The following is a 17901-nucleotide window of genomic DNA, read 5'->3' as shown; positions in this document are numbered from 1 at the left end:
GGCTTTGCGCGTGAAGACCTGCTGCTACGACTGGCCGGGCAGCTCGAGCAGTCGATGCCCTGGGCCGCCCGACGTCCGGCGCTTTGGGCAGGCCGGCCGTAGGCCGAAGGGTCTCTGGAGGTCAAGGCCAAGTCTTCGCGGAAATGAACCGAGGGGGCGCCTCAGTCTGTCGTGCGGACAACGATGCCGCGGCTGCAGGAGGCCCGGCGCATCATGGTGGCCGAAGTCCGTCCACGGGTCAGCTTGGCGACGCGGTTGGCCTCTTCGAGTCCGCGATTCGATGTCGGGCTGCCATCGAAGGGAACAGAATGCGCTGATACGCGACCCATCCTTCGTGTGTTGGTGAGGCGACGACGCGCATCCAATCACTCGAAGGCCAGCGCGCCGGTCGGCAAGCTGACACTCGTCGGCGCCTGGACCGGTTCGCCCTTCGATTCGCCCTCCGGCGCACGAACCAGCAGAACCGGCACCGAGGCATAGCGCAGGATGTGCTCCGCGCTGCTGCCCATGACGACGCGGCCGACCCCGCGGCGGCCGTGGGTGCCGAGGACGATCAAGTCTGCGGGCCACTTGGCGGCTTCGGCATTGACCACCTGGTGGACCGAGCCCGCAAAACTGTCGCACAACACCTTGTCGGCTTCGATGCCGGCGGCCTGGGCGGTGGCTGCGGCCTCATCGAGAAGGCGCCTGCCGTTCTCGCGCAGCACGTTCAGCCAGTCACCGGCGTATCCCGCGTAGGCGTCCATGGCGAGGGCGAAGGACAGTTCGTCGATCACATGGAGCAGCCGCAGCCTTCCTTGCGTGAGTTTGGCGACGCGGATGGCCTCGTCCAGGCCGTGCCGCGATGTCGGACTGCCGTCGATGGGAACAAGGATCTGCTGGTACATGACGCGCTCCTTCGGTGCAGGTTGAGACGGTCAGTATCGGAATGATGGCGCGCTGCATATTGATTTGGCGCAAAGGAAATCGATGAGCGCGCGACGAACATCAGGCCATCCGGGACTTTCGATTCGAAGGAACATCATGAAAATTCTTCTCGCAGTGGATGGCAGCGACTACACGAAGCGCATGCTCTCCTACCTGACAGCGCACAAGGACGGGCTGGGCGCGGCTCACACCTATACGGTTTTCTATGCGGTTCTCCCGGTACCACACCGGGCTGCTGCCTTCGCGGGGCCCGAACTCGTTCATGGCTACTACGAAGATGACGCGCGGCTGGTGCTTGAGCCGATTCGAGCGTTCCTTTCGGAGCACGGTATCGAGGCGGCCTTGGTTCACAAAGTGGGCCATCCGGCCGACGAGATCGCTGCGTACGCAGAAGCGGGAAAGTTCGATCTGCTGGTCATGGGATCGCACGGTGCCGGCGCGTTGAAGAATCTCGTGCTCGGCTCCGTCGCCACGAAGGTGTTGGCGCAATGCACGGTGCCGGTCTTGCTGGTGCGCTGAGATGCTGAGCAAGCCGTTCGCACGCGGCGTCCTGGCGGCGACGCTCGGCGCACTGGCGTTACTGGGCACCACGCATGCATGGCCTCGCGACGGGCCCTGTCTTGACCCGTCCGACGCGCCGAAGCAGGGCGTCGACTTCGTGGCAGCGGTGGCACGCCAGGCACCGGCTGTGGTGAGCGTGCTGGCGATCGGGCAAGGCACAGAGTGGGGCGACAACGATGACAACGGGATGCTGGCCCGATCCCGACCGGGATCGGAGCGCGCATCTGCGTCGGGCATTGTCGTCAGCGCCGACGGGTACGTGCTGACGAGCGCGCACGTGGTGCTCGGGGCCCAGGAGACAGCGGTCCTCGTCGGCGGGCAGCGTCGTTGGCCGGCCGATGTCGTCGGGCTCGACCGACGCACCGATGTAGCGCTCCTGAAGATCGCCGCGACAAACCTGCCGGTCGCTGCCATCGGCAGCAGCGCGCGCCTCTGCGCCGGAGAATGGGTGGCAGCGCTGGGGGCGCCATTCGGATTCGAGCAAAGCGTGACCGCCGGCTTGGTGAGCGCCAATCCGCGCTTCCTGCCCGGCGGCACCGGCGAGCCCCTGATCCAGACCGACGTCGCGCTCAATCCCGGCAATTCGGGGGGGCCTCTTTTTAACAAGCGCGGCGAAGTCGTCGCGATGAACTCGATGATCTATTCCGCGAGCGGCGGGTATCTAGGGGTGTCGTTCAGCCTGCCAATTGACACGGCCATGCGGGTCGCCGCCGAGCTCCGGTCGACGGGGCGCGTGACGCGCGGGCAGATTGGTGCCCGGACTCAGGCGCTCACCTCGGATCTTGCGCTCGCGTTCGGGCTCGACGCTGCGTTGGGGGCGCTGATCGTGCGTGTCGATGCCGGCGGACCGGCGGCGAAATCGGGCCTTCGCAGCGGTGACGTCGTGCTGGGCGTCGACACCAACACGGCGACGGCCTACCCGGAAATCCAGCAGCGCGTTGCGGCTGCCCGCCCCGGCGCTTCGATCACGCTGAATATCTGGCGTCGCAAGGCGCCGCTAACGGTGAAACTCACCGTTGCGCAAAGCGCACCCGATCTTCCGCAGCGCGTCGCCTCCCGCGACGGACGCGAGCCGCGACTGGGACTCGACCTGGTCGAGCGCACAGCCAAGCAGACGGGCGGGCTGCTCGAACCAGGACTCTATGTGAGTTCCACTTCGGGATCCGCCCAGCGGGCAGGTCTTCGCTTCGGTGACGTGATCCTGGCTGTCAACGATGTCGGCGTCTCCGGGATCAGCGATCTGGACAGAGCGCTCGAATCGGTCCGGCAGGGCGAGACCGTGGCCCTGCTGATCCGGCGCGGTTCTATCACGACCTTCGTGCCGGTGACGCCGCCCGTCGGGCTCACGCGCTGAGCGCTTCGAGCCGGTCGATGAAAACGACCAGCCCCGGAAGGATGCTTTTGCGTGCTGCAGCCATCGTGAACCAGGCAGCCCGGTCTGCTTCCGCGAAGTTCTTGAAGTTGCCTGATCGCGGCGGCCATTCGAGCTCGAAGGTGTTGGATTCGAGCGCCTGCGGATCGCAATCGCCTTCGAAGGCCCAGGCCGATACGAGCTTGCCGCTGCGCTGGCGAGCCTCTCCCAGGCTCACGTGGCGCGTGCCGGGCGCAAAGCCGGTCTCCTCGGTGAATTCCCGTTTGGCGGCGTCAAGGGCAGTCTCGACGCCACTGTCGTATTCGCCCTTCGGAAAGGACCATGCACCCTCGTTACGCCGCGCCCAGAATGGCCCACCGGGATGCACCAGCAGCACCTCGAGCACGCCGTCATTGCGACGGTACATGAGCAGTCCAGCACTTCGCTTCGCCATCTGCGCGCATTGGACCATGCGCTGGGACCTTGCGCAGGTCGAAGCGACGTTCATTTGATCTGCAGCAAGGCCGCGTCCCGAACTCCATGGGAGTCTAGAGCCTTCCAAGGATTTGTATGACTCACACCACCACCAGAATCATCTGCGACGAGCACTCCGCCCTGTCGGCCATGCTGCGTTCCGTCCTGCTGCTCTTGGCGCAGCATCGACGGCAAGGCACGCTGCCTGACTTCGGCGCGCTGCGGGCGATGCTGTTCTACGTCGACGAGTTTCCCGAGAAGCGGCACCACCGCAAGGAGTCGGAGTTGCTGTTTCCGAAGCTGCGTGCGCGGACACCGCTTTCGCGCGAACTGCTCGATCGCCTGGACGACGACCATGCGCGTGGCGAGCGAAGAATCCGCGAGGTCGAACACGCCTTGCTCGGCTTCGAGATGATCGGCGAGCCGCGCCGGCAGGCTTTCGAGGAGGCGGCAGAGCGCTATGTTGACTTCTATCTTGCTCACATGGCGATGGAAGAAAGGGAGATCCTGCCGTTGGCCGAACGGGTGCTCACCGAAGACGATTGGGCAGACCTCGACGAGGCATTCAGCACCAACCGCGATCCATTGACCGGATGCGAACCTGAAGCGGACTACCGCGCGCTCTTCACGCGCATTGTCAACGCAGTGCCTGCACCGATCGGGTTGGGCGCATCCAGTTGATGTCGTCCAACGGCCAATGCGCCCGGAGGACATCCGTCGCCGGGTGCGATGCGGCTGGACCGCCTCGGGCGGAGAGGGCATTTCCATCGCGGACGTTGTGTCGGCGGTAGGCGATCGTGCCCCTGGTTGCCCTGACCCTCAGGTAGTCTTGCCGGACGTGGTGCTGGTGCAGTAGGGAGTTGTAGGGAGTTCGATGCGTCCCAGGACGTCGCGCACGAGTCACCGGCGCTCGCGAGAGGAGGGCGTCAACCCCCCTTTCGCGATTGCCTGGCCGCGCGGCCCCAGCGGCGCGCAAGAGTCGTCAGATCGTCGGCCGCCGGAACCATCGCAAGCCCCAGCAGTACCAGGGCGAGAGGCACGGTCGAGACGTAGCCGACGTACTTGAAGCCGACAGCGCCAAGCACACCGCCGGCAAAGAAGAAAACAACGAGAAGCGTGAGAACGCGCAGGCGGTCTCGGTTGGCCATGACGCGCAGATGTGAAGGCGGGCCGGCGGCATTTCGATAGAACAACTTCCCAAGCTCGATGCCGATGTCGGTCACGATGCCGGTGAGGTGGGTGGTTCGAATTTCGGCGTGCGACAGCTTGGTGATCACCGCGTTCTGCAGTCCCATGATGAAACAGAGAAGCATCACCGTCACTGGAACAAAAAGGCCTCGCATATCGGACAGTCGGGCGCCAAGGACGCCGAAGCAGATCAGCAAGGAGGCCTCCGTCAACAGCGGCAGCGCGTACTCGCTGTGCATTCGGCGGCGCCGTGCGTAGTTGACCAGGACCGCCGAGCTTGCAGCGCCTGCGAGGAACGACAACAGCCCGCCCGCGCCGCTGAGCACCACGTCGTATACGCCCAGGACAAGGTTGTCGGCCATCGAAGAGACGATGCCCGTCATGTGAGAGGTGTACTGCTGGACGGCCAGGAACCCACCGGCATTGATGGCCCCAGCCACGAACGCCAATGCGAATCCCAGGTGGCGATTCGCATTCGCGGTTCGTTTTCGACCTGTAAGGCGCCTAGCGTAGTTGATGGGCATTTCGATGGAGAAATCCAGATGTTACGCGTTCGGCAATAGATCCTGGTGGTAGCGAACGGAAGCTCCGCACAGATGTTGCATCAGGCCGCGCGATTGATATTCGTCAAGGAAGCAAGCAACTGCAGCGAGCATGCTCTTGGCGATTGCCACCAATTTTGCATTCGCATCGAATGGAACTGAAATGAAGAAGATGATCCTGATCACCGCAGCGCTGATGTCGCTTGCCGGTTGTTCATCGTTCCCAGGGGCGGGAGCCAAAAAGGCGGATGAACACGCCGCGCATCACCCCGCGAACACCGCAGCGAAGGCCGACACCGCCAAGGTCGACGAGCAAATGAAGCTGATGCAGGACATGCATCAGAAGATGAAGGCCGCCAAGACCCCCGCCGAGCGTTCGGCGCTGATGAAGGACCACATGAGCGCGATGCAGGGCGGCATGACCATGATGGGCCAGATGAGGAGCAGCATGCCGAGGCAAGACGGCGGCAAGTCCTCGATGCCGGCTGAGCCGCCCATGCAGCAAAACATGATGGAGCGCCGCATGGACATGATGGAAATGATGATGCAGATGATGATGGACCGGGAAGCGGCGAAGCCTCCGGCAGCCAGGTAGCGTCCTCGGTCATGGAGGCGTGGAGATGGATACGCGAAACAACGAATCGCCGACATTCTGGCGCTCGCCCGGCGGAATCGCCCTGCTTGTCGTCGCGCTCGTCGGCGGCTTCTTCCTGTACACCGAGCACCGGGCGCATTTGCTCGGGGTGCTTCCATTCCTTCTCGTGCTTGCCTGTCCGTTGATGCACGTCTTCATGCATCACGGGCACCGCCATGGCGGGCATTCTCGAGGCCACAACCCACGGGAGCAGGACAATGAACAGCGCCAACAATGACTACGGCCTCTGGGGCCTGGTATTGCTGAACTCCTTCATCTTCGTGGGGTTCGCCTACAGCTTCTTCAAGCCGACCACGCTTCGGGACTGGAGGAGCTTCGGTGCGTACTCGGCCTTCATCGTGGCGCTCTTTGCGGAGATGTACGGCTTCCCGCTGACGATTTTCCTGTTGTCCGGCTGGCTCGGCGCCAAGTTCCCCAATGTCAACCTGTTCGGGCACGAGGCAGGACACCTGTGGTGGCTGTTCACTGGTCAGCACGGCAATCCGCACAGCGGCGTGTTGCATATCCTGAGCTTCGTTGCCATCTTCGCCGGCTTCGCGCTGTTGTCCAAGGCGTGGCAGGTGTTGTACTACGCGCAGCGACGACACGAACTCGCGACAGCCGGCCCATATTGCTTCATCCGGCATCCGCAGTACGTTGCGTTCGTTCTCATCATGTTCGGCTTTCTGCTTCAGTGGCCAACGGTGCTGACGCTCGCTATGTTCCCGGTCCTGGTCGTGATGTACGTTCGGCTGGCGATGTCCGAAGAGCGCGATTCGGAGCGCGAGTTCGGAGGCCCATGGCGGGCATACGCAGCGGTGACACCGCGCTTTCTTCCCTCATGGGGGCGTGCTCGCCATCGGCATGCCTAGCGTTTCGGCTCGCATCAAGAGCGCCGAGCTGCTGTCTGGCATCGGCGCCACCGTCCTCGGACTGGGTCTGGGGTTGCTCGCGCCGATGCCGATGCAGCGATTCGCGCTGCCCTTGCTCGGCGCCGGCGTGCTGCTGCACGGCGCGGGTATGACGCTCAAGCATCGGCTGGAGATCGGCGAGCGCGAACCGCAGTGGTGGGAGCTCGCCGTGTTCTGGGCATGCTGGGCCGGCTTGCTGGCAACTCTCGGATCGGTGGCTTACCTGCTCGTTGCCCCGTCTTCGGGCTGAAGCAAGCACCGAGGAGCGGCTTGACCTTCCCCCCGTGGGAAGGCACAGACTGCATCAATTTCGCGGGAAAGAACATGCCATCGACCTCCGACACCTCGGCCGACCTTCACGCGCACCACCACGCGACGCATCAGGGCGGCCATCGCGACCACGGGGTGCAGCCAGGCCAAGCGTCGTCTCCGTCAACGATGACGCCAAAGGCGAATGCCAAGGACGCCGAGTACACGTGTCCCATGCATCCGCAGGTGCGCCAGATGGGGCCGGGGAACTGTCCCATCTGCGGCATGGCGCTCGAGCCGGTGATGGCCACGTCCCAGACGGGCGATAGCCCCGAGTTGAGGGACATGACGCGTCGCTTCTGGGGTGGCCTGGTGCTCACCCTTCCGGTGTTTGTGCTGGAGATGGGCGCGCACTTGGTCGATATCCATCACCTGATCGGACAGCAGGCCTCGAACTGGGCGCAGCTTGTGTTCGGAACGCCCGTGGTGCTATGGGCCGGTTGGCCGTTCTTCGTGCGAGCGTGGCTCTCCGTCAAGAACCGGAGTCTGAACATGTTCACCCTGATCGCGCTCGGGACCGGCGTGGCCTGGGTCTACAGCATCGCTGGCACGCTCGCGCCCCAGCTGTATCCTTCGCAGTTCCGCCTGCCAGATGGTGCGGTGGCCACCTACTTCGAGGCCGCGGCGGTGATTACAGTGCTGGTGTTGCTGGGGCAGGTCCTGGAGCTGCGCGCTCGCGAGAAGACCTCGGGCGCCATTCGCGCCCTGCTCGAACTCGCACCCAAGACGGCCATTCGGGTGAAGCCGGATGGGTCCGACGAGACGGTTCAGCTCGACATCGTCCAGGTCGGTGAGCTGCTGCGCGTTCGCCCGGGCGAGAAGGTGCCGGTCGACGGCGAGTTGACGCAGGGCCGGGGCACGGTCGACGAGTCGATGATCACCGGAGAGCCGATGCCGGTCGCAAAAGCGCCTGGCTCCAAGGTCACCGCGGGAACGCTCAACCAGACCGGCGGCTTCGTCATGCGCGCGCAGAAGGTGGGCGCCGATACGTTGCTCTCGCAGATCGTCCATATGGTGGCTGCCGCGCAAAGAAGCCGCGCGCCGATCCAGCGCATGGCCGACCAGGTGGCAGGGGCGTTCGTGCCGGCGGTGATGGCGGTCGCTGTGCTGACGTTTGTCGCCTGGCTCGTCTGGGGTCCTAGCCCAGCCTTCTCCTACGCGCTCATCGCGGCGGTTGCGGTGCTCATCATTGCCTGTCCGTGTGCGCTGGGGCTGGCGACGCCAATGTCCATCATGGTGGGCGTGGGCCGCGGCGCGCAACAGGGCGTGCTCATCCGCGATGCCGAGGCGCTGGAGCGCATGGAGAAGGTCGACACGCTGGTGGTCGACAAGACCGGTACCTTGACCGAAGGTAGTCCGAAGGTAGTCCAGGTCGCGCCGGCCGCCGGGTTCGATGCGGCTGCGGTGATGCAGAAGCTCGCCAGCGTCGAGCGTGCGAGCGAACATCCGCTGGCCGCCGCCATCGTGGCCGAGGCGCGGGACCGCAAACTGACGCTGTCGTCCGTCAGCGACTTCGACTCGCCCGTCGGCAAGGGCGTGGTCGGTGTCGTTGACGGTTCACGCGTGGTTTGCGGGAGCGCCAAGTTCCTCGCGGAGCAGGGCATCGATGTGGCCGCGCTGGCCGCGCAGGCAGAGTCCCAGCGTTCGAGGTCGGCGACGGTCATCTTCGTGGGACTCGATGGTCGTCTTGCCGGTTTCGTCGCCATCGCCGACCCCATCAAGGCCACAACCCCGCAGGCTCTCAAGGCCCTGCGCGATGCCGGCGTCCGTATCGTCATGCTGACCGGCGATGGCAAGACGACGGCGGAAGCTGTGGGGCGGGAGTTGGGTATCGTCGAGGTCATCTCGGAAGTGTTCCCCGAGGACAAGGCATCCGTTGTCCAGCGGCTGAAGGCGCAGGGCAGGGTGGTCGCGATGGCGGGGGACGGGGTCAACGACGCACCCGCCCTGGCCGCAGCGGACGTAGGCATCGCGATGGGGACCGGCACCGACGTGGCAATGGAAAGTGCCGGCGTCACGCTGCTGAAAGGCGACTTGATGGGCATCGTTCGGGCCCGCCTGCTTTCGAAGGCGACGATGAGAAACATCCGCCAGAACCTCTTCTTGTCATTCGCCTACAACGTCGCCGGCATCCCGATCGCCGCCGGTGTTCTGTATCCGTTCTTCGGCCTGCTGTTGTCGCCGGTCGTGGCGGCGGCGGCGATGGCACTGTCATCGGTCAGCGTCATCGCCAACTCGCTGAGACTGCGAGCCGGAAAGGGCGACCGATGACGAAGTGAGCGAACTGGGCCAACCTTGCTCATGAACCGTGCCGCCTCATGGCACGCCGCAAGGGGACGGCGAGAGGCCGAATCTCCCAAGTGTCAAGCAGTTTGCCTGACGCAGATCATGGAGTTCGGCGCCGGGCTGGCTAGACTGCCCCTGGTTCCACCGGATTTCGGAGGTTCAGTATGGCCAACCCGATCGCGCTATGGCATGCCGAGCATGTCAACTTCTCCCGGCTCCTCGATGTCTTTGAAGAGCAGGTCACCAGGTTTCACGAAGGCGAAGATCCGGATGTCGACCTCATGCTCGAGATCGTCTCGTATCTGCGGGAGTTTGGGGACCGCTTTCACCATCCGCGCGAGGACGCCGCGTTCGCGAGCCTGGTCATGCGCGATGCGTCGCTGCGCCTCCCAATCAATCGCCTGCTGCAGGAGCATCGCGCAATCGCCGCCGCCGGCGAAGAGCTTGTGACGCGACTGCAGGAGGTCGTCGCCGATGCCCTGATCCCGCGCGAGACCGTAGAAGCGGCGGCAGCACTTTACTTGGTTTACTACCGGCACCACCTTGCCACCGAGGAAAGGGACATCTTGCCGCGCGCGGCGCTTTTGCTCACAGCGCAGGACTGGGAGATCGTCGCCGGGGCGGTCCCATCCGGTTCGGATCCATTGTTCGGAGAAGCACCGAGTCAGACCTATGGGAGGCTGCGCGAGTTGCTGGCGGCAAGATAGGCGGCGCTTCGATCCGGCGGCGAAGTTCCCTCGGACACCCGAACAGCGTCGCCCGCAATGCCCGAAGCCTCTGTCTTCGAGCACAGGGGGCGATCGGCGGCGACGCCCGGAACGGCCGCAGCAGCGCAAGACCTTGTCCTGGCGCAAGGTCACTATTCACCGCACGGGGGACACTGCTTCATGGATCAAAGCTCGCGAGTCCACGTCGCAAGGCCACACGCGCTGCTGAACGACGCGCAGGGTTTCGCGACCGCGATCCTGTTGGTCGCCCTGGGGCTGGCCATGCTTCGCAGCGCCCAACTGTTGACCGGCGGCATTCCTGGTCTGGCCTTCCTGATGAGCTATGCGACAAGCTGGCCTCTCGGCTGGACCTTGCTCATCGTGAACCTGCCGTTCATCGCATTCGCCTGGCGCGTATTCGGTCCGCGCTTCACCTGGAAAACCATCATCGTCGTCGCCGGTTTGTCGCTCGGCGTCGAAGGAATGGGCAGGGCTCTCAGCGTGCACTCGGCGCACCCACTGTTCGCAGCGATCGTCGGTGGTTTGCTGATCGGTGTCGGTTTGCTGGTGCTGTTCCGTCATGGTGCCAGCCTGGGTGGATTTGGCGTGCTGGCACTGTTTCTGCAGCGGCGGCGTGGATGGCGCGCGGGCACGGTGCAAATGGTGTGTGATGCCGCGATCGTTGCGGCGGCATTCGCACTCGTTGAACCGAGCCGTGTCGTCTATTCCATCGTGTCGGCCGTGATGGTGAATCTGGTTTTGGTGTGGAATCATCGACCGGGCGAACAAGGTCTGCCGCCACGGAGCTCACCCGCGCCACGCGAAGCGCCGTTCGGCCAGGCTCATGCGGACAAGGCTCACGCCGTCGGTGATGCGTCCGAGACCAGCATACGCCATCACTTGGCGCAGGACTCGCGGCCCGGCTCGGGCAACCGGCCCTACCAAGGCGCCAGCCCACGAGTACGGAGGTCGCTGAGAGGTGCTGCAGGTGCTGCAGGTAATGTGGGCGAATCGATTGATCAGTCGTTGACCCACATCAAGGGGCCACTCGCCAGGCGCCGGTAGCCTTGTGTCTTCAGTATCAAAGGAGATCACATGGCTGCCCTGGATCGATCCGACGCACTCTCGCTCGACTTGCCCTTCATGGACCAGGCTTGCAAGGAATTCTTCGGGCTCTTGGCGCTGGTTGACAAGGCTGACAACGCGCTGCTGCCGTCGGCCTGGCGCGACCTGGTGGAGTGCGCCGCCGAGAATTTTGCGCGCGAAGACATCTGGATGCGAACGACCGGTTACGCATCGCGCAAGGAGCACGCGATCCAGCACCGCGTGGTGCTGGGGGTCATGCGCGAAGGTGCGTTGCAGGCCGAGGAAGGAAGGCTGCTGCAGGTGCGGGAGATGGCGCATCAGTTGAGAGACTGGTATGTCAAGCATGTGCAGACAATGGACGCCGCGCTGGCCCTCCACTTGCGCAGCGCACAATTCGAACCTGCGCCCGCCGACGTGCCGGCGCAGGCCTCGCTTCCCGTGTGGTCCGCGCTGCGTGCCGCCGTGGAGCACGGTGCGACGCATTGAGCGCTAGGGAGCCGCTCCGGGCAACTGCAGGCCGCCCTGGCCTGTGAGGCGCGCAGTGATCGCCGCCTTCAGCGGTGGCAGATGCTGGGCCGCGCGAAGGATCAGCTGCCGTGCGAAGCGCTGCGGTGCGCCGGTGCTGGCATAGAGCTTCGCCACGGCATTCGTGCCGTGGTAGATCAGGGCCGAATCGCGACGATGCCTGCGTTCGTAGCCCGCCAGAACCGTGGCGGCGCCGATGTCCTGGTTGGCGGCGCGGGCTGCGCAGAGTGCGTGTGTGAGAGAGGTGATGCTTTGCAATCCGAGGTTGTAGCCGTGGGCCGTGACCGGATGCATGCCGACGGCCGCGTCGCCGACCAGCGCGCTGCGCAGGGCCGCAAAGCGGCTGGCATACGCGGCAACGAGCGGGTAGGCGAAGCGCTGCCCGAGCAGCTGCATGCGGCCCAGCCGGCCGCGGAACTGGCGCTCCACCAGGGTCGCGAACGCACGTTCGGGCAATGCCAATAGCTGCGCCGCCGCGGCGGCGTCGGTGGTCACCACGACCGACGAGACATGGCCCGCAGCGGGCAGCACCGCGAGCGTGCGTTCGTAGCCGAAGCACTCATACGCGACGTCGTCATGTGGCAGGTCGTGCTGCATCCGGCACACGATCATGGTGCGGCCGAAGTCATGCATGTCGGCCGCGATGCCGAGCTGCCGGCGGGACCAGGAGCATCGGCTGTCCGCCGCGACGAGCAGGCGGCCGCGCAGATGGTGCGGCGCGCCCGGTGAGGTGCCGAACTCAAGTTCCGCGTGCGTGGACAAGGTGCCGATGCGCAGCGCCTGCGCGCTATCCATCAGACGCAGTCCCGGGCGCTGTGCCGCAGCTGCAAAACTGACGCGGCGCAGTGCATGGTTCGGCACGATCCAGCCCAGAGCGTCGGCGCCGTGGCCGTGCGCGTTGAAGGACAGCGCCGAGTGCTGCCGATCGCCATCCATGACGCGCGCTTCCCGGATGCGCCCGATTTCTTCGGGCAAGAGGCGCTGCCAAAGTCCCAGTGCGCGCAACGTGGCCACGCTGGCGTGGGTCAGCGCGATGTCGCGTCCGTCCTCGGCCGGGGCGGCCAGGGCCTCGCGCGGCTGTGCGTCCAGCACGGTAGCGGTGAAGCCGGCGTCGGCCAGGGCAATGGCCAAAGCCAGCCCGGTCGGACCGGCGCCGACGATGAGGACGTCACGATCCTGCTGCATTCAGTTTCCTCCGTGGATGAGGAGCCGGATTGTGGGCGGCGCAGCAGCGCTCACCTTGACGGAGGTCAAGGGTTGGCGAAACGGGCCTTGGCGCCCGAAAGTTCAACACGCGGCGCTTCAGGTCGAGCGCCGTGGGCGAGGGCGAGTTTGGCTGCAATGCTCCAGCGTTCAGCGGGCCAGCCTGAACTGACAGGCGTGGCACCGGATGGCCGCCGGTTCGATCAGCATACGTTCGCGTGCGATGACACGCTCGCAATCGAGGCAAAGCGCGTAGAGGCCCAGGGAGATGCGTTGGAGTGCCTGTTCGATATCCTGCAGCGTCGGCCGACGAACCTTGACGGCAGCGAAGGCCGTGACATTGCCGACTTCCCCAGCCGACGAAGGGCAGGGCTCGGAAGCCTGCGCGTCGGGCGCATGCTCGGCGCGGCCGTCGTGCAGCTGGGCGCGTTCGCTGAGCGCCCACCGCTTCAGGATGTCCAGACGCTCGATGAAGGACTGCAGATCTTCCGGCTTCATGTGGTTCATGCTGGTGGCTCGGGATGAGGTTGACTGGCCGCCAGTATCCGGATGTCCATTCGCCCGGGATTTGATCCGCGTCAAATTCCGCTCGCCCCAAAACTCCGCGCAGCTGCCAGCGGGCGACCTTGTCCGTATCTGGCCTGACGGCGTGTGACAGGCGTCGGCCCAGGAGCAGCCCTCGGATTCTCACCTCCCAAGTTTTCCGAAAATCCGGCGGATAACCGCGTCTGCATCCACGTTGAAGCAGCGCCCATGACTGAGCAAGATGCGGCGAGGCCGCCACGCGTGAAGTTTCGCGATGGCCGCAGCTGCCTTTTTCCGCTGCAACAACAGCGGCAGGCGCATCCCGAAGAACACCTGCCCGCGTGGGTAGTACATCCCGCTCATCCTCGTGAACGTTCGCCAAGGCTCGTCCATCTTGTCCAACTCGATGTTGATGATGGCGTCCGTCACGATGAGAGATTCTGATTCCCGGTGGAAGAAGATGAATTCCTTGAAGTAGCCACCCGGAAACAGCGTTTGGTCCAGTTCGTTCCGCCATTCGCCCGGCGGGTCCAGATCGAGGTCTCTCCCGAAACGGATCTCCACGCGCCGCGCTCTGCTCCTTCTGCGTACGCCCGGCGACGCCCATGCGACGGCATCCGGAAAGGCGTTCAACCACTCCCCAATGTGGGCATAGTGGAACTGGTTGGGGGAGATCAGATGCCGGACAGTCCCGAGGTGCTCAAGCTCGTCTGCAAGCTTGCGATCGAACTTCGTCGGCGAGTGAAGGAAAAGATCGCCGTTCGAGAGGCGCACCACCGTCATGCGGGTGGTGAACGGTAGCGGCAGCCTGACGCCAGCCACGGTCAGGTATTCAAAGGGCCCGTCGACAACTCCGATGTTTGCCGCCACAGGCTTGTACACATTGATCGGCTCGTAAAGTGCTGCGCCCATGTTGCCGTCTCGGATACGTATCCTGCACGATTCTGGCAGCGCTTGACCCTGCCGACCTTCGCCTTTGGGGCCCTAAGCGGACCCTCGTCTCGGGCTCCAACCTCCGCCCCTCGACGACGCTCTGCTGTCGAAGATTTACCCTTCGGAGCCGAATGAGCTACGCACTGCGAATATGGGAAGACCCGCAGCCGGCGCATCGTCGCCCGACATGAAGAGCACGCGACGTCCGCCGCTCGTGCGGGTCGGCGGCCATCACCTCCACCAAGTCGCGAAAGCTCAGCTTGAACCACAGGTACCAGGGCTGGCCTTTGAACAGTTCGTCGGCGGCCTGCTCCTTGCGGGGTCGAGCTGCCTGACTACAATTTATAAGCCTACAGCCAAAACGCACGCACCGTTCCCGGCACAGCGCCCGGCCGAGAGCACGTGGCGGCGGGAGAACCGCGCAGGAAGGCCGTAGGGGTGTTTTTCAGGGGGCGGCCGGCCTGACTGGGAGAGCATCATGACGACAACGATTTCGAAACAGGTCTGCTTCCAGCTCGACAGCCGATTGACCGCGGCTGAAGCCGCGCTGGCGGCTGACGGCATAGCATGCCCAGTTCTCGTGGCGGTCGTTGCGGAGTTTCGGCGGAAGTTCGCGAAAACGCGGCCCGCGGTGGAAGGCGCCCCTGCCCCCGGCCAACGCGAGGCCGTATTCGAGCTTGAGCAGGCGGCCGATAGCGCCAAGTGGGCGGCTTTGGCCGACCCGGGTGCGTCCGAGCAGATTAAGCTGGCGGTCGTCGCCGCGCACGACTCGATTTGCTGGTTCAAGGCGACCGGCTGCCTGCTCGACCGGGAGTACGCCGAACAAGACCCGCTCGCCTGCTAACCTGAAGCGTCGTGGGTCGCTGTCGATCGGCGCCGAGGACGCAACCCCGAGGCGTGCGCATCAAGCGGACCTCCGCCGGCAACCTTCACCATGAGCTTGCAATGAAGAATATCCAGGTCATCGACGGCGCCGTGAATTGCGTCTACGAACTCCTTGCCGCGACTGACGAGGAGTTCTCGCTCATTTTCCCGGCTGGACAGGACGTCGCGTTCATCGATGAGGTCTACGAACGCGGGCTTGATGAAGCAACGCTCAACAGCGCGTTCAAAGCGCTATGGACACGGCGTGTAGTCAAAGCACAAGCCATGGGAATTCATGGCTTGCTGTTCTACCAATTGGACGAGAAGAAGCCAAATTACCCAAGTAGGCGAGATGAGGAAGCAGTAAACCCGGGCGGCTCCAGACTTCGATAGATGCACATGCCGGCAGCGCGCATAGCTGGCTGGCAGAAAGCTCTTCGGCAGAATGCGGCCATCACCTGGCCATCACCAGCCATTCAATGTTGGTGCCAAAAAGCAGTCGCTCAACGCCGCTCTCGACCCATTGCTGCTGTTAGCAAATTTCGAGTCGAACGCCCGCTTGGCATTCGAGACCGGCCATTGCCACCCGGTTTCCGCAGGGGGCACGCCGTTGGCTCCACGCGCGCCCACGCAGCAAGATGCCTTGACATGGCTTTCGAGGCGAGCGCACGATGTGGCCTCCTTCGATACAGCAGGAGGAAGGCATGTCACAGCTTCCATGGCTTACGCGCGGATCGGCATTCCTCGGCGCGGCGGTGCTCGGCCTGATGCTCGCCGGCGCGCCCGATGCGGCGCGCGCGCAGGTGGCGATCAGCGGTTCGAGCCTCAACCCCGACGGCGGCAACCCGAACGACCCGCTCGCCGTCACCGCGTGCAACGGCGCGCCGCAGCTCGGCGTCGTCTATCGCAATAGCGAGTCTGAACCCTACCTCGCGGTCAATCCGACCAATCCGAGCAACATGATCGCCGGCTGGCACCAGGACCGCTGGAGCACCGGCGGCGCACAAAGCCTCGGCGCCGCGTATACGTTCAATGGCGGCGCGACCTGGCAGCAGGTGGTCATTCCGTTCACGCGCTGCTCCGGCGCGGTACCCCGCTCGGCCGGCGATTTCGAGCGCGGCAGCGATCCGTGGATCACCTTCAGCCCGAACGGCACCGCGCACTACATGGCACTGGTCGTGCAAGACTCGGTCAACGAGAACGCGATGGTCGTCGCCCGTTCGACCGACGGCGGCGCGACGTGGTCGCCGCCCGTCGTCATCGCGCGCAACCCTGCGCAGGATCCCGGGCGCTCAGTGTTCCACGACAAGAACGCGATCACCGCCGATCCGTTCGATTCGCGGCTCGTGTACGCGACGTGGACGGTGTTCCGCACCGGGTTCGTGTCGCTCGTGTTCGCGCGCTCGACCGACGGCGGGCAGACGTGGTCGCCGGCGATCCCGATCGCCACGATGGGCAACGCGGCGCCTGCCCAGCAGGCCGTGTTTCGCCAGGGCGCGCAGATCGTCGTGCTGCCGAACGGCACGCTGGTGAACGCGTTCTTCCGCATCCTCGTCGATCGGGCCGCGGGTCGCGTCACGTTCGAGCAGGCGATCCTTCGCTCGGTCGACCAGGGCAAGCATTGGACGCGCGTCGACGCGCGCGTCGCCTCGTTCGCGAGCATCACCGCGGTCGATCCGGAACTCGGCATCCCCGTCCGTGATGCGCAGGAGATCCCCAACATCGCGGTCAACCGCGCGACCGGTCAGCTCTACATGACGTGGCAGGATGGCAACGCCAACACCCAAGGCGGCGCCGGCATCGTCGTCTCGCGCTCGAACGACGGCGGCGCCACGTGGTCGACGCCGGTACGCGTCAACCAGGGGACGGCCGCCAGCGTGCAGGCGTTCCTGCCGGTCGTTGCGGTCAATTCTCAAGGGCGGGTCGGCGTGCTCTTCTACGACTGGCGCAACGACGTGCTCGGCGACCCGGGGTTGAGCACCGACGTGTGGTTGTCGCTGTTCGACGCCGACCTGAACTACCTCGGCGAGCGCCGGCTCACGCCGCAATCGTTCGACATGCGGCAGATGGTCATCACCGGTCCGCGCGGTTTCTTCCCCGGCGACTACGTCGGGCTTTCGACCGTCGGCACCGATTTCGTCGCCGCCTTCACCGTTGCCAACAACCTAGGCCTGCCGGTCGTCTTCCCGCAGAACAACAACGGCGTGTTCGTCGACAGCCACGACCGCCAGAGCGTCGTTTTCGTCCGGCAGCCCTGACGATGGCCGTGTGCGAACGGTTCGGGCTGTGCTCGCGATTGGGGCGTCGCGGCAGCAGACCCGAGTCGTGGATCGGGCGCATGCATCGCGGCGCGGTCGAGGTGGACGATTTGCACGCACGGGCCCTTCGCGGCGCTGAACAGGCCGAGTTGGGTGTCGATGAGGGCCTCTGCGTTGAGCGCGCGGATGGCATCCGTTGCAGGGCTGCAGAGCTGACGATCGACCAGCTTTCGTGTTGTCGCCCACGGCCCACGATGCAGGTCCGCCCTGGAGAAATTCCCACGCCCTACGTCGACGTATGACTGCTGTACTCGGGCAGCGGTCGTTGCCTGCGGCGCCTTTGGAGCACGCGGATGATCTTTTTGGCCGTTCAGAAACTTTGACGAAGATCAGCTTCTCTTGATGTTAAAGGACCGCAACAGCCCCAACCGGCTGTTCGCGCCCGGCCGCCGGCAGTTCGTGACCGGCTCGCGCGACACGGAAGATTCAAAGATGGGTAAAAACCCGCCCGAAAATTCAACCTGTGTTGCGCAGCGGGTTCAAAGTAGCTTGGCAGATCTGCTCCCAAGTCCTTGATGCGCAACGCCTCGGGGTTTGCGTCCTCGGCGCCGATCGAC

General features: G+C 64.7%; 20 protein-coding genes. 14 read left to right on the top strand and 6 right to left on the bottom strand.

Annotated elements, in window-relative coordinates; translation table 11 throughout:
- Positions 1-365 precede the first annotated feature (365 nt).
- Complete coding sequence (locus BLS74_RS27900; protein WP_093110378.1) at positions 366-887, bottom strand: universal stress protein; 522 nt, start codon at positions 885-887, stop codon at positions 366-368.
- 136 nt (positions 888-1023) lie between these two features.
- On the opposite strand from BLS74_RS27900, the gene BLS74_RS27895 reads away from it, so the two are divergent.
- Both BLS74_RS27895 and BLS74_RS27890 read left to right on the top strand, forming a co-directional pair.
- A complete protein-coding gene (locus BLS74_RS27895) occupies positions 1024-1446 on the top strand; it encodes a universal stress protein (RefSeq protein WP_093110377.1) in 423 nt (140 codons plus the stop codon).
- 1 nt (position 1447) lies between these two features.
- Entirely contained in the window at positions 1448-2842 is a 1395-nt protein-coding gene (locus BLS74_RS27890; RefSeq protein ID WP_093110376.1) for a trypsin-like peptidase domain-containing protein, read from the top strand.
- Here the strand turns inward: BLS74_RS27890 and BLS74_RS27885 are convergent.
- Positions 2832-3347, bottom strand: a complete 516-nt coding sequence (locus tag BLS74_RS27885) for an NUDIX hydrolase (protein ID WP_244504035.1) — start codon at positions 3345-3347, stop codon at positions 2832-2834. The genes BLS74_RS27890 and BLS74_RS27885 overlap by 11 nt on opposite strands.
- Positions 3348-3409: 62 nt before the next feature.
- On the opposite strand from BLS74_RS27885, the gene BLS74_RS27880 reads away from it, so the two are divergent.
- Positions 3410-3994: a hemerythrin domain-containing protein gene (locus BLS74_RS27880; RefSeq protein ID WP_093110375.1), complete on the top strand. Its 585-nt coding sequence runs from the start codon at positions 3410-3412 to the stop codon at positions 3992-3994.
- 245 nt (positions 3995-4239) lie between these two features.
- Here BLS74_RS27880 and BLS74_RS27875 read toward each other — a convergent pair whose 3' ends face one another.
- On the bottom strand, positions 4240-5025 hold the full coding sequence (locus tag BLS74_RS27875) for a YoaK family protein (protein ID WP_093110374.1): 786 nt from the start codon (positions 5023-5025) through the stop codon (positions 4240-4242).
- 214 nt (positions 5026-5239) lie between these two features.
- Between BLS74_RS27875 and BLS74_RS27870 the strand changes: the two genes are divergently transcribed.
- From BLS74_RS27870 to BLS74_RS27835, 8 genes are all read left to right on the top strand, one after another.
- The gene (locus BLS74_RS27870; protein ID WP_348272442.1) at positions 5240-5638 is read left to right on the top strand and encodes a hypothetical protein; all 399 of its coding nucleotides are present in this window, start codon (positions 5240-5242) and stop codon (positions 5636-5638) included.
- Between the two features lie 25 nt (positions 5639-5663).
- Complete coding sequence (locus tag BLS74_RS27865) at positions 5664-5915, top strand: DUF2933 domain-containing protein (protein ID WP_093110373.1); 252 nt, start codon at positions 5664-5666, stop codon at positions 5913-5915.
- Positions 5896-6549: a methyltransferase family protein gene (locus tag BLS74_RS27860; RefSeq protein WP_093110372.1), complete on the top strand. Its 654-nt coding sequence runs from the start codon at positions 5896-5898 to the stop codon at positions 6547-6549. The genes BLS74_RS27865 and BLS74_RS27860 overlap by 20 nt, the downstream gene beginning before the upstream one ends.
- The gene (locus tag BLS74_RS27855; protein WP_139191760.1) at positions 6542-6838 is read left to right on the top strand and encodes a hypothetical protein; all 297 of its coding nucleotides are present in this window, start codon (positions 6542-6544) and stop codon (positions 6836-6838) included. Before BLS74_RS27860 ends, BLS74_RS27855 begins: the two co-directional genes overlap by 8 nt.
- Positions 6839-7026: 188 nt before the next feature.
- Entirely contained in the window at positions 7027-9168 is a 2142-nt protein-coding gene (locus tag BLS74_RS27850) for a copper-transporting P-type ATPase (protein ID WP_212733711.1), read from the top strand.
- Positions 9169-9347: 179 nt separating this feature from the next.
- Complete coding sequence (locus tag BLS74_RS27845; RefSeq protein ID WP_093110369.1) at positions 9348-9890, top strand: hemerythrin domain-containing protein; 543 nt, start codon at positions 9348-9350, stop codon at positions 9888-9890.
- 57 nt (positions 9891-9947) lie between these two features.
- Positions 9948-10955, top strand: coding sequence for a DUF6198 family protein (locus BLS74_RS35255; RefSeq protein WP_244504034.1), 1008 nt, complete (start codon positions 9948-9950; stop codon positions 10953-10955).
- 30 nt (positions 10956-10985) lie between these two features.
- Positions 10986-11462: a bacteriohemerythrin gene (locus tag BLS74_RS27835; protein ID WP_093110368.1), complete on the top strand. Its 477-nt coding sequence runs from the start codon at positions 10986-10988 to the stop codon at positions 11460-11462.
- A gap of 3 nt (positions 11463-11465) precedes the next feature.
- On the opposite strand, the gene ubiM is transcribed toward BLS74_RS27835, so the two are convergent.
- From ubiM to BLS74_RS27820, 3 genes are all read right to left on the bottom strand, one after another.
- Entirely contained in the window at positions 11466-12686 is a 1221-nt protein-coding gene (ubiM, locus tag BLS74_RS27830) for a 5-demethoxyubiquinol-8 5-hydroxylase UbiM (RefSeq protein ID WP_093110367.1), read from the bottom strand.
- Positions 12687-12854: 168 nt separating this feature from the next.
- Positions 12855-13211, bottom strand: coding sequence for a TraR/DksA family transcriptional regulator (locus BLS74_RS27825; RefSeq protein WP_139191759.1), 357 nt, complete (start codon positions 13209-13211; stop codon positions 12855-12857).
- Between the two features lie 180 nt (positions 13212-13391).
- Positions 13392-14141 carry a DUF4336 domain-containing protein gene (locus BLS74_RS27820; RefSeq protein WP_093110365.1) on the bottom strand — a complete coding sequence of 250 codons (750 nt, stop codon included), beginning with the start codon at positions 14139-14141 and terminating at the stop codon, positions 13392-13394.
- A gap of 499 nt (positions 14142-14640) precedes the next feature.
- Here BLS74_RS27820 and BLS74_RS27815 point away from each other — a divergent pair, with 499 nt between their 5' ends.
- The 3 genes from BLS74_RS27815 (at position 14641) to BLS74_RS27805 (ending at position 17284) form a co-directional block, all read left to right on the top strand.
- Positions 14641-15006, top strand: coding sequence for a hypothetical protein (locus BLS74_RS27815; protein ID WP_093110364.1), 366 nt, complete (start codon positions 14641-14643; stop codon positions 15004-15006).
- A 101-nt stretch (positions 15007-15107) separates the two neighbouring features.
- Positions 15108-15419: a hypothetical protein gene (locus BLS74_RS27810; RefSeq protein WP_093110363.1), complete on the top strand. Its 312-nt coding sequence runs from the start codon at positions 15108-15110 to the stop codon at positions 15417-15419.
- A 278-nt stretch (positions 15420-15697) separates the two neighbouring features.
- A complete protein-coding gene (locus BLS74_RS27805) occupies positions 15698-17284 on the top strand; it encodes a sialidase family protein (RefSeq protein ID WP_139191758.1) in 1587 nt (528 codons plus the stop codon).
- Positions 17285-17901: the final 617 nt, after the last annotated feature.

The organism is Variovorax sp. CF079 (assembly GCF_900101545.1).
Lineage (GTDB): Bacteria > Pseudomonadota > Gammaproteobacteria > Burkholderiales > Burkholderiaceae_C > Variovorax.
Note: the sequence above shows the minus strand (reverse complement) of the source record. Positions and strands in the feature narration are given on the sequence as shown.

What these genes read in the sequence shown, in the direction of transcription:
- BLS74_RS27900 (WP_093110378.1), bottom strand. Translation starts at nt 887, where the DNA reads ATGTACCAGCAGATCCTTGTTCCCATCGACGGCAGTCCGACATCGCGG.
- BLS74_RS27895 (WP_093110377.1), top strand. Translation starts at nt 1,024, where the DNA reads ATGAAAATTCTTCTCGCAGTGGATGGCAGCGACTACACGAAGCGCATG.
- BLS74_RS27890 (WP_093110376.1), top strand. Translation starts at nt 1,448, where the DNA reads ATGCTGAGCAAGCCGTTCGCACGCGGCGTCCTGGCGGCGACGCTCGGC.
- BLS74_RS27885 (WP_244504035.1), bottom strand. Translation starts at nt 3,347, where the DNA reads ATGAACGTCGCTTCGACCTGCGCAAGGTCCCAGCGCATGGTCCAATGC.
- BLS74_RS27880 (WP_093110375.1), top strand. Translation starts at nt 3,410, where the DNA reads ATGACTCACACCACCACCAGAATCATCTGCGACGAGCACTCCGCCCTG.
- BLS74_RS27875 (WP_093110374.1), bottom strand. Translation starts at nt 5,025, where the DNA reads ATGCCCATCAACTACGCTAGGCGCCTTACAGGTCGAAAACGAACCGCG.
- BLS74_RS27870 (WP_348272442.1), top strand. Translation starts at nt 5,240, where the DNA reads ATGTCGCTTGCCGGTTGTTCATCGTTCCCAGGGGCGGGAGCCAAAAAG.
- BLS74_RS27865 (WP_093110373.1), top strand. Translation starts at nt 5,664, where the DNA reads ATGGATACGCGAAACAACGAATCGCCGACATTCTGGCGCTCGCCCGGC.
- BLS74_RS27860 (WP_093110372.1), top strand. Translation starts at nt 5,896, where the DNA reads ATGAACAGCGCCAACAATGACTACGGCCTCTGGGGCCTGGTATTGCTG.
- BLS74_RS27855 (WP_139191760.1), top strand. Translation starts at nt 6,542, where the DNA reads ATGCCTAGCGTTTCGGCTCGCATCAAGAGCGCCGAGCTGCTGTCTGGC.
- BLS74_RS27850 (WP_212733711.1), top strand. Translation starts at nt 7,027, where the DNA reads ATGACGCCAAAGGCGAATGCCAAGGACGCCGAGTACACGTGTCCCATG.
- BLS74_RS27845 (WP_093110369.1), top strand. Translation starts at nt 9,348, where the DNA reads ATGGCCAACCCGATCGCGCTATGGCATGCCGAGCATGTCAACTTCTCC.
- BLS74_RS35255 (WP_244504034.1), top strand. Translation starts at nt 9,948, where the DNA reads ATGCCCGAAGCCTCTGTCTTCGAGCACAGGGGGCGATCGGCGGCGACG.
- BLS74_RS27835 (WP_093110368.1), top strand. Translation starts at nt 10,986, where the DNA reads ATGGCTGCCCTGGATCGATCCGACGCACTCTCGCTCGACTTGCCCTTC.
- ubiM (WP_093110367.1), bottom strand. Translation starts at nt 12,686, where the DNA reads ATGCAGCAGGATCGTGACGTCCTCATCGTCGGCGCCGGTCCGACCGGG.
- BLS74_RS27825 (WP_139191759.1), bottom strand. Translation starts at nt 13,211, where the DNA reads ATGAACCACATGAAGCCGGAAGATCTGCAGTCCTTCATCGAGCGTCTG.
- BLS74_RS27820 (WP_093110365.1), bottom strand. Translation starts at nt 14,141, where the DNA reads ATGGGCGCAGCACTTTACGAGCCGATCAATGTGTACAAGCCTGTGGCG.
- BLS74_RS27815 (WP_093110364.1), top strand. Translation starts at nt 14,641, where the DNA reads ATGACGACAACGATTTCGAAACAGGTCTGCTTCCAGCTCGACAGCCGA.
- BLS74_RS27810 (WP_093110363.1), top strand. Translation starts at nt 15,108, where the DNA reads ATGAAGAATATCCAGGTCATCGACGGCGCCGTGAATTGCGTCTACGAA.
- BLS74_RS27805 (WP_139191758.1), top strand. Translation starts at nt 15,698, where the DNA reads ATGTGGCCTCCTTCGATACAGCAGGAGGAAGGCATGTCACAGCTTCCA.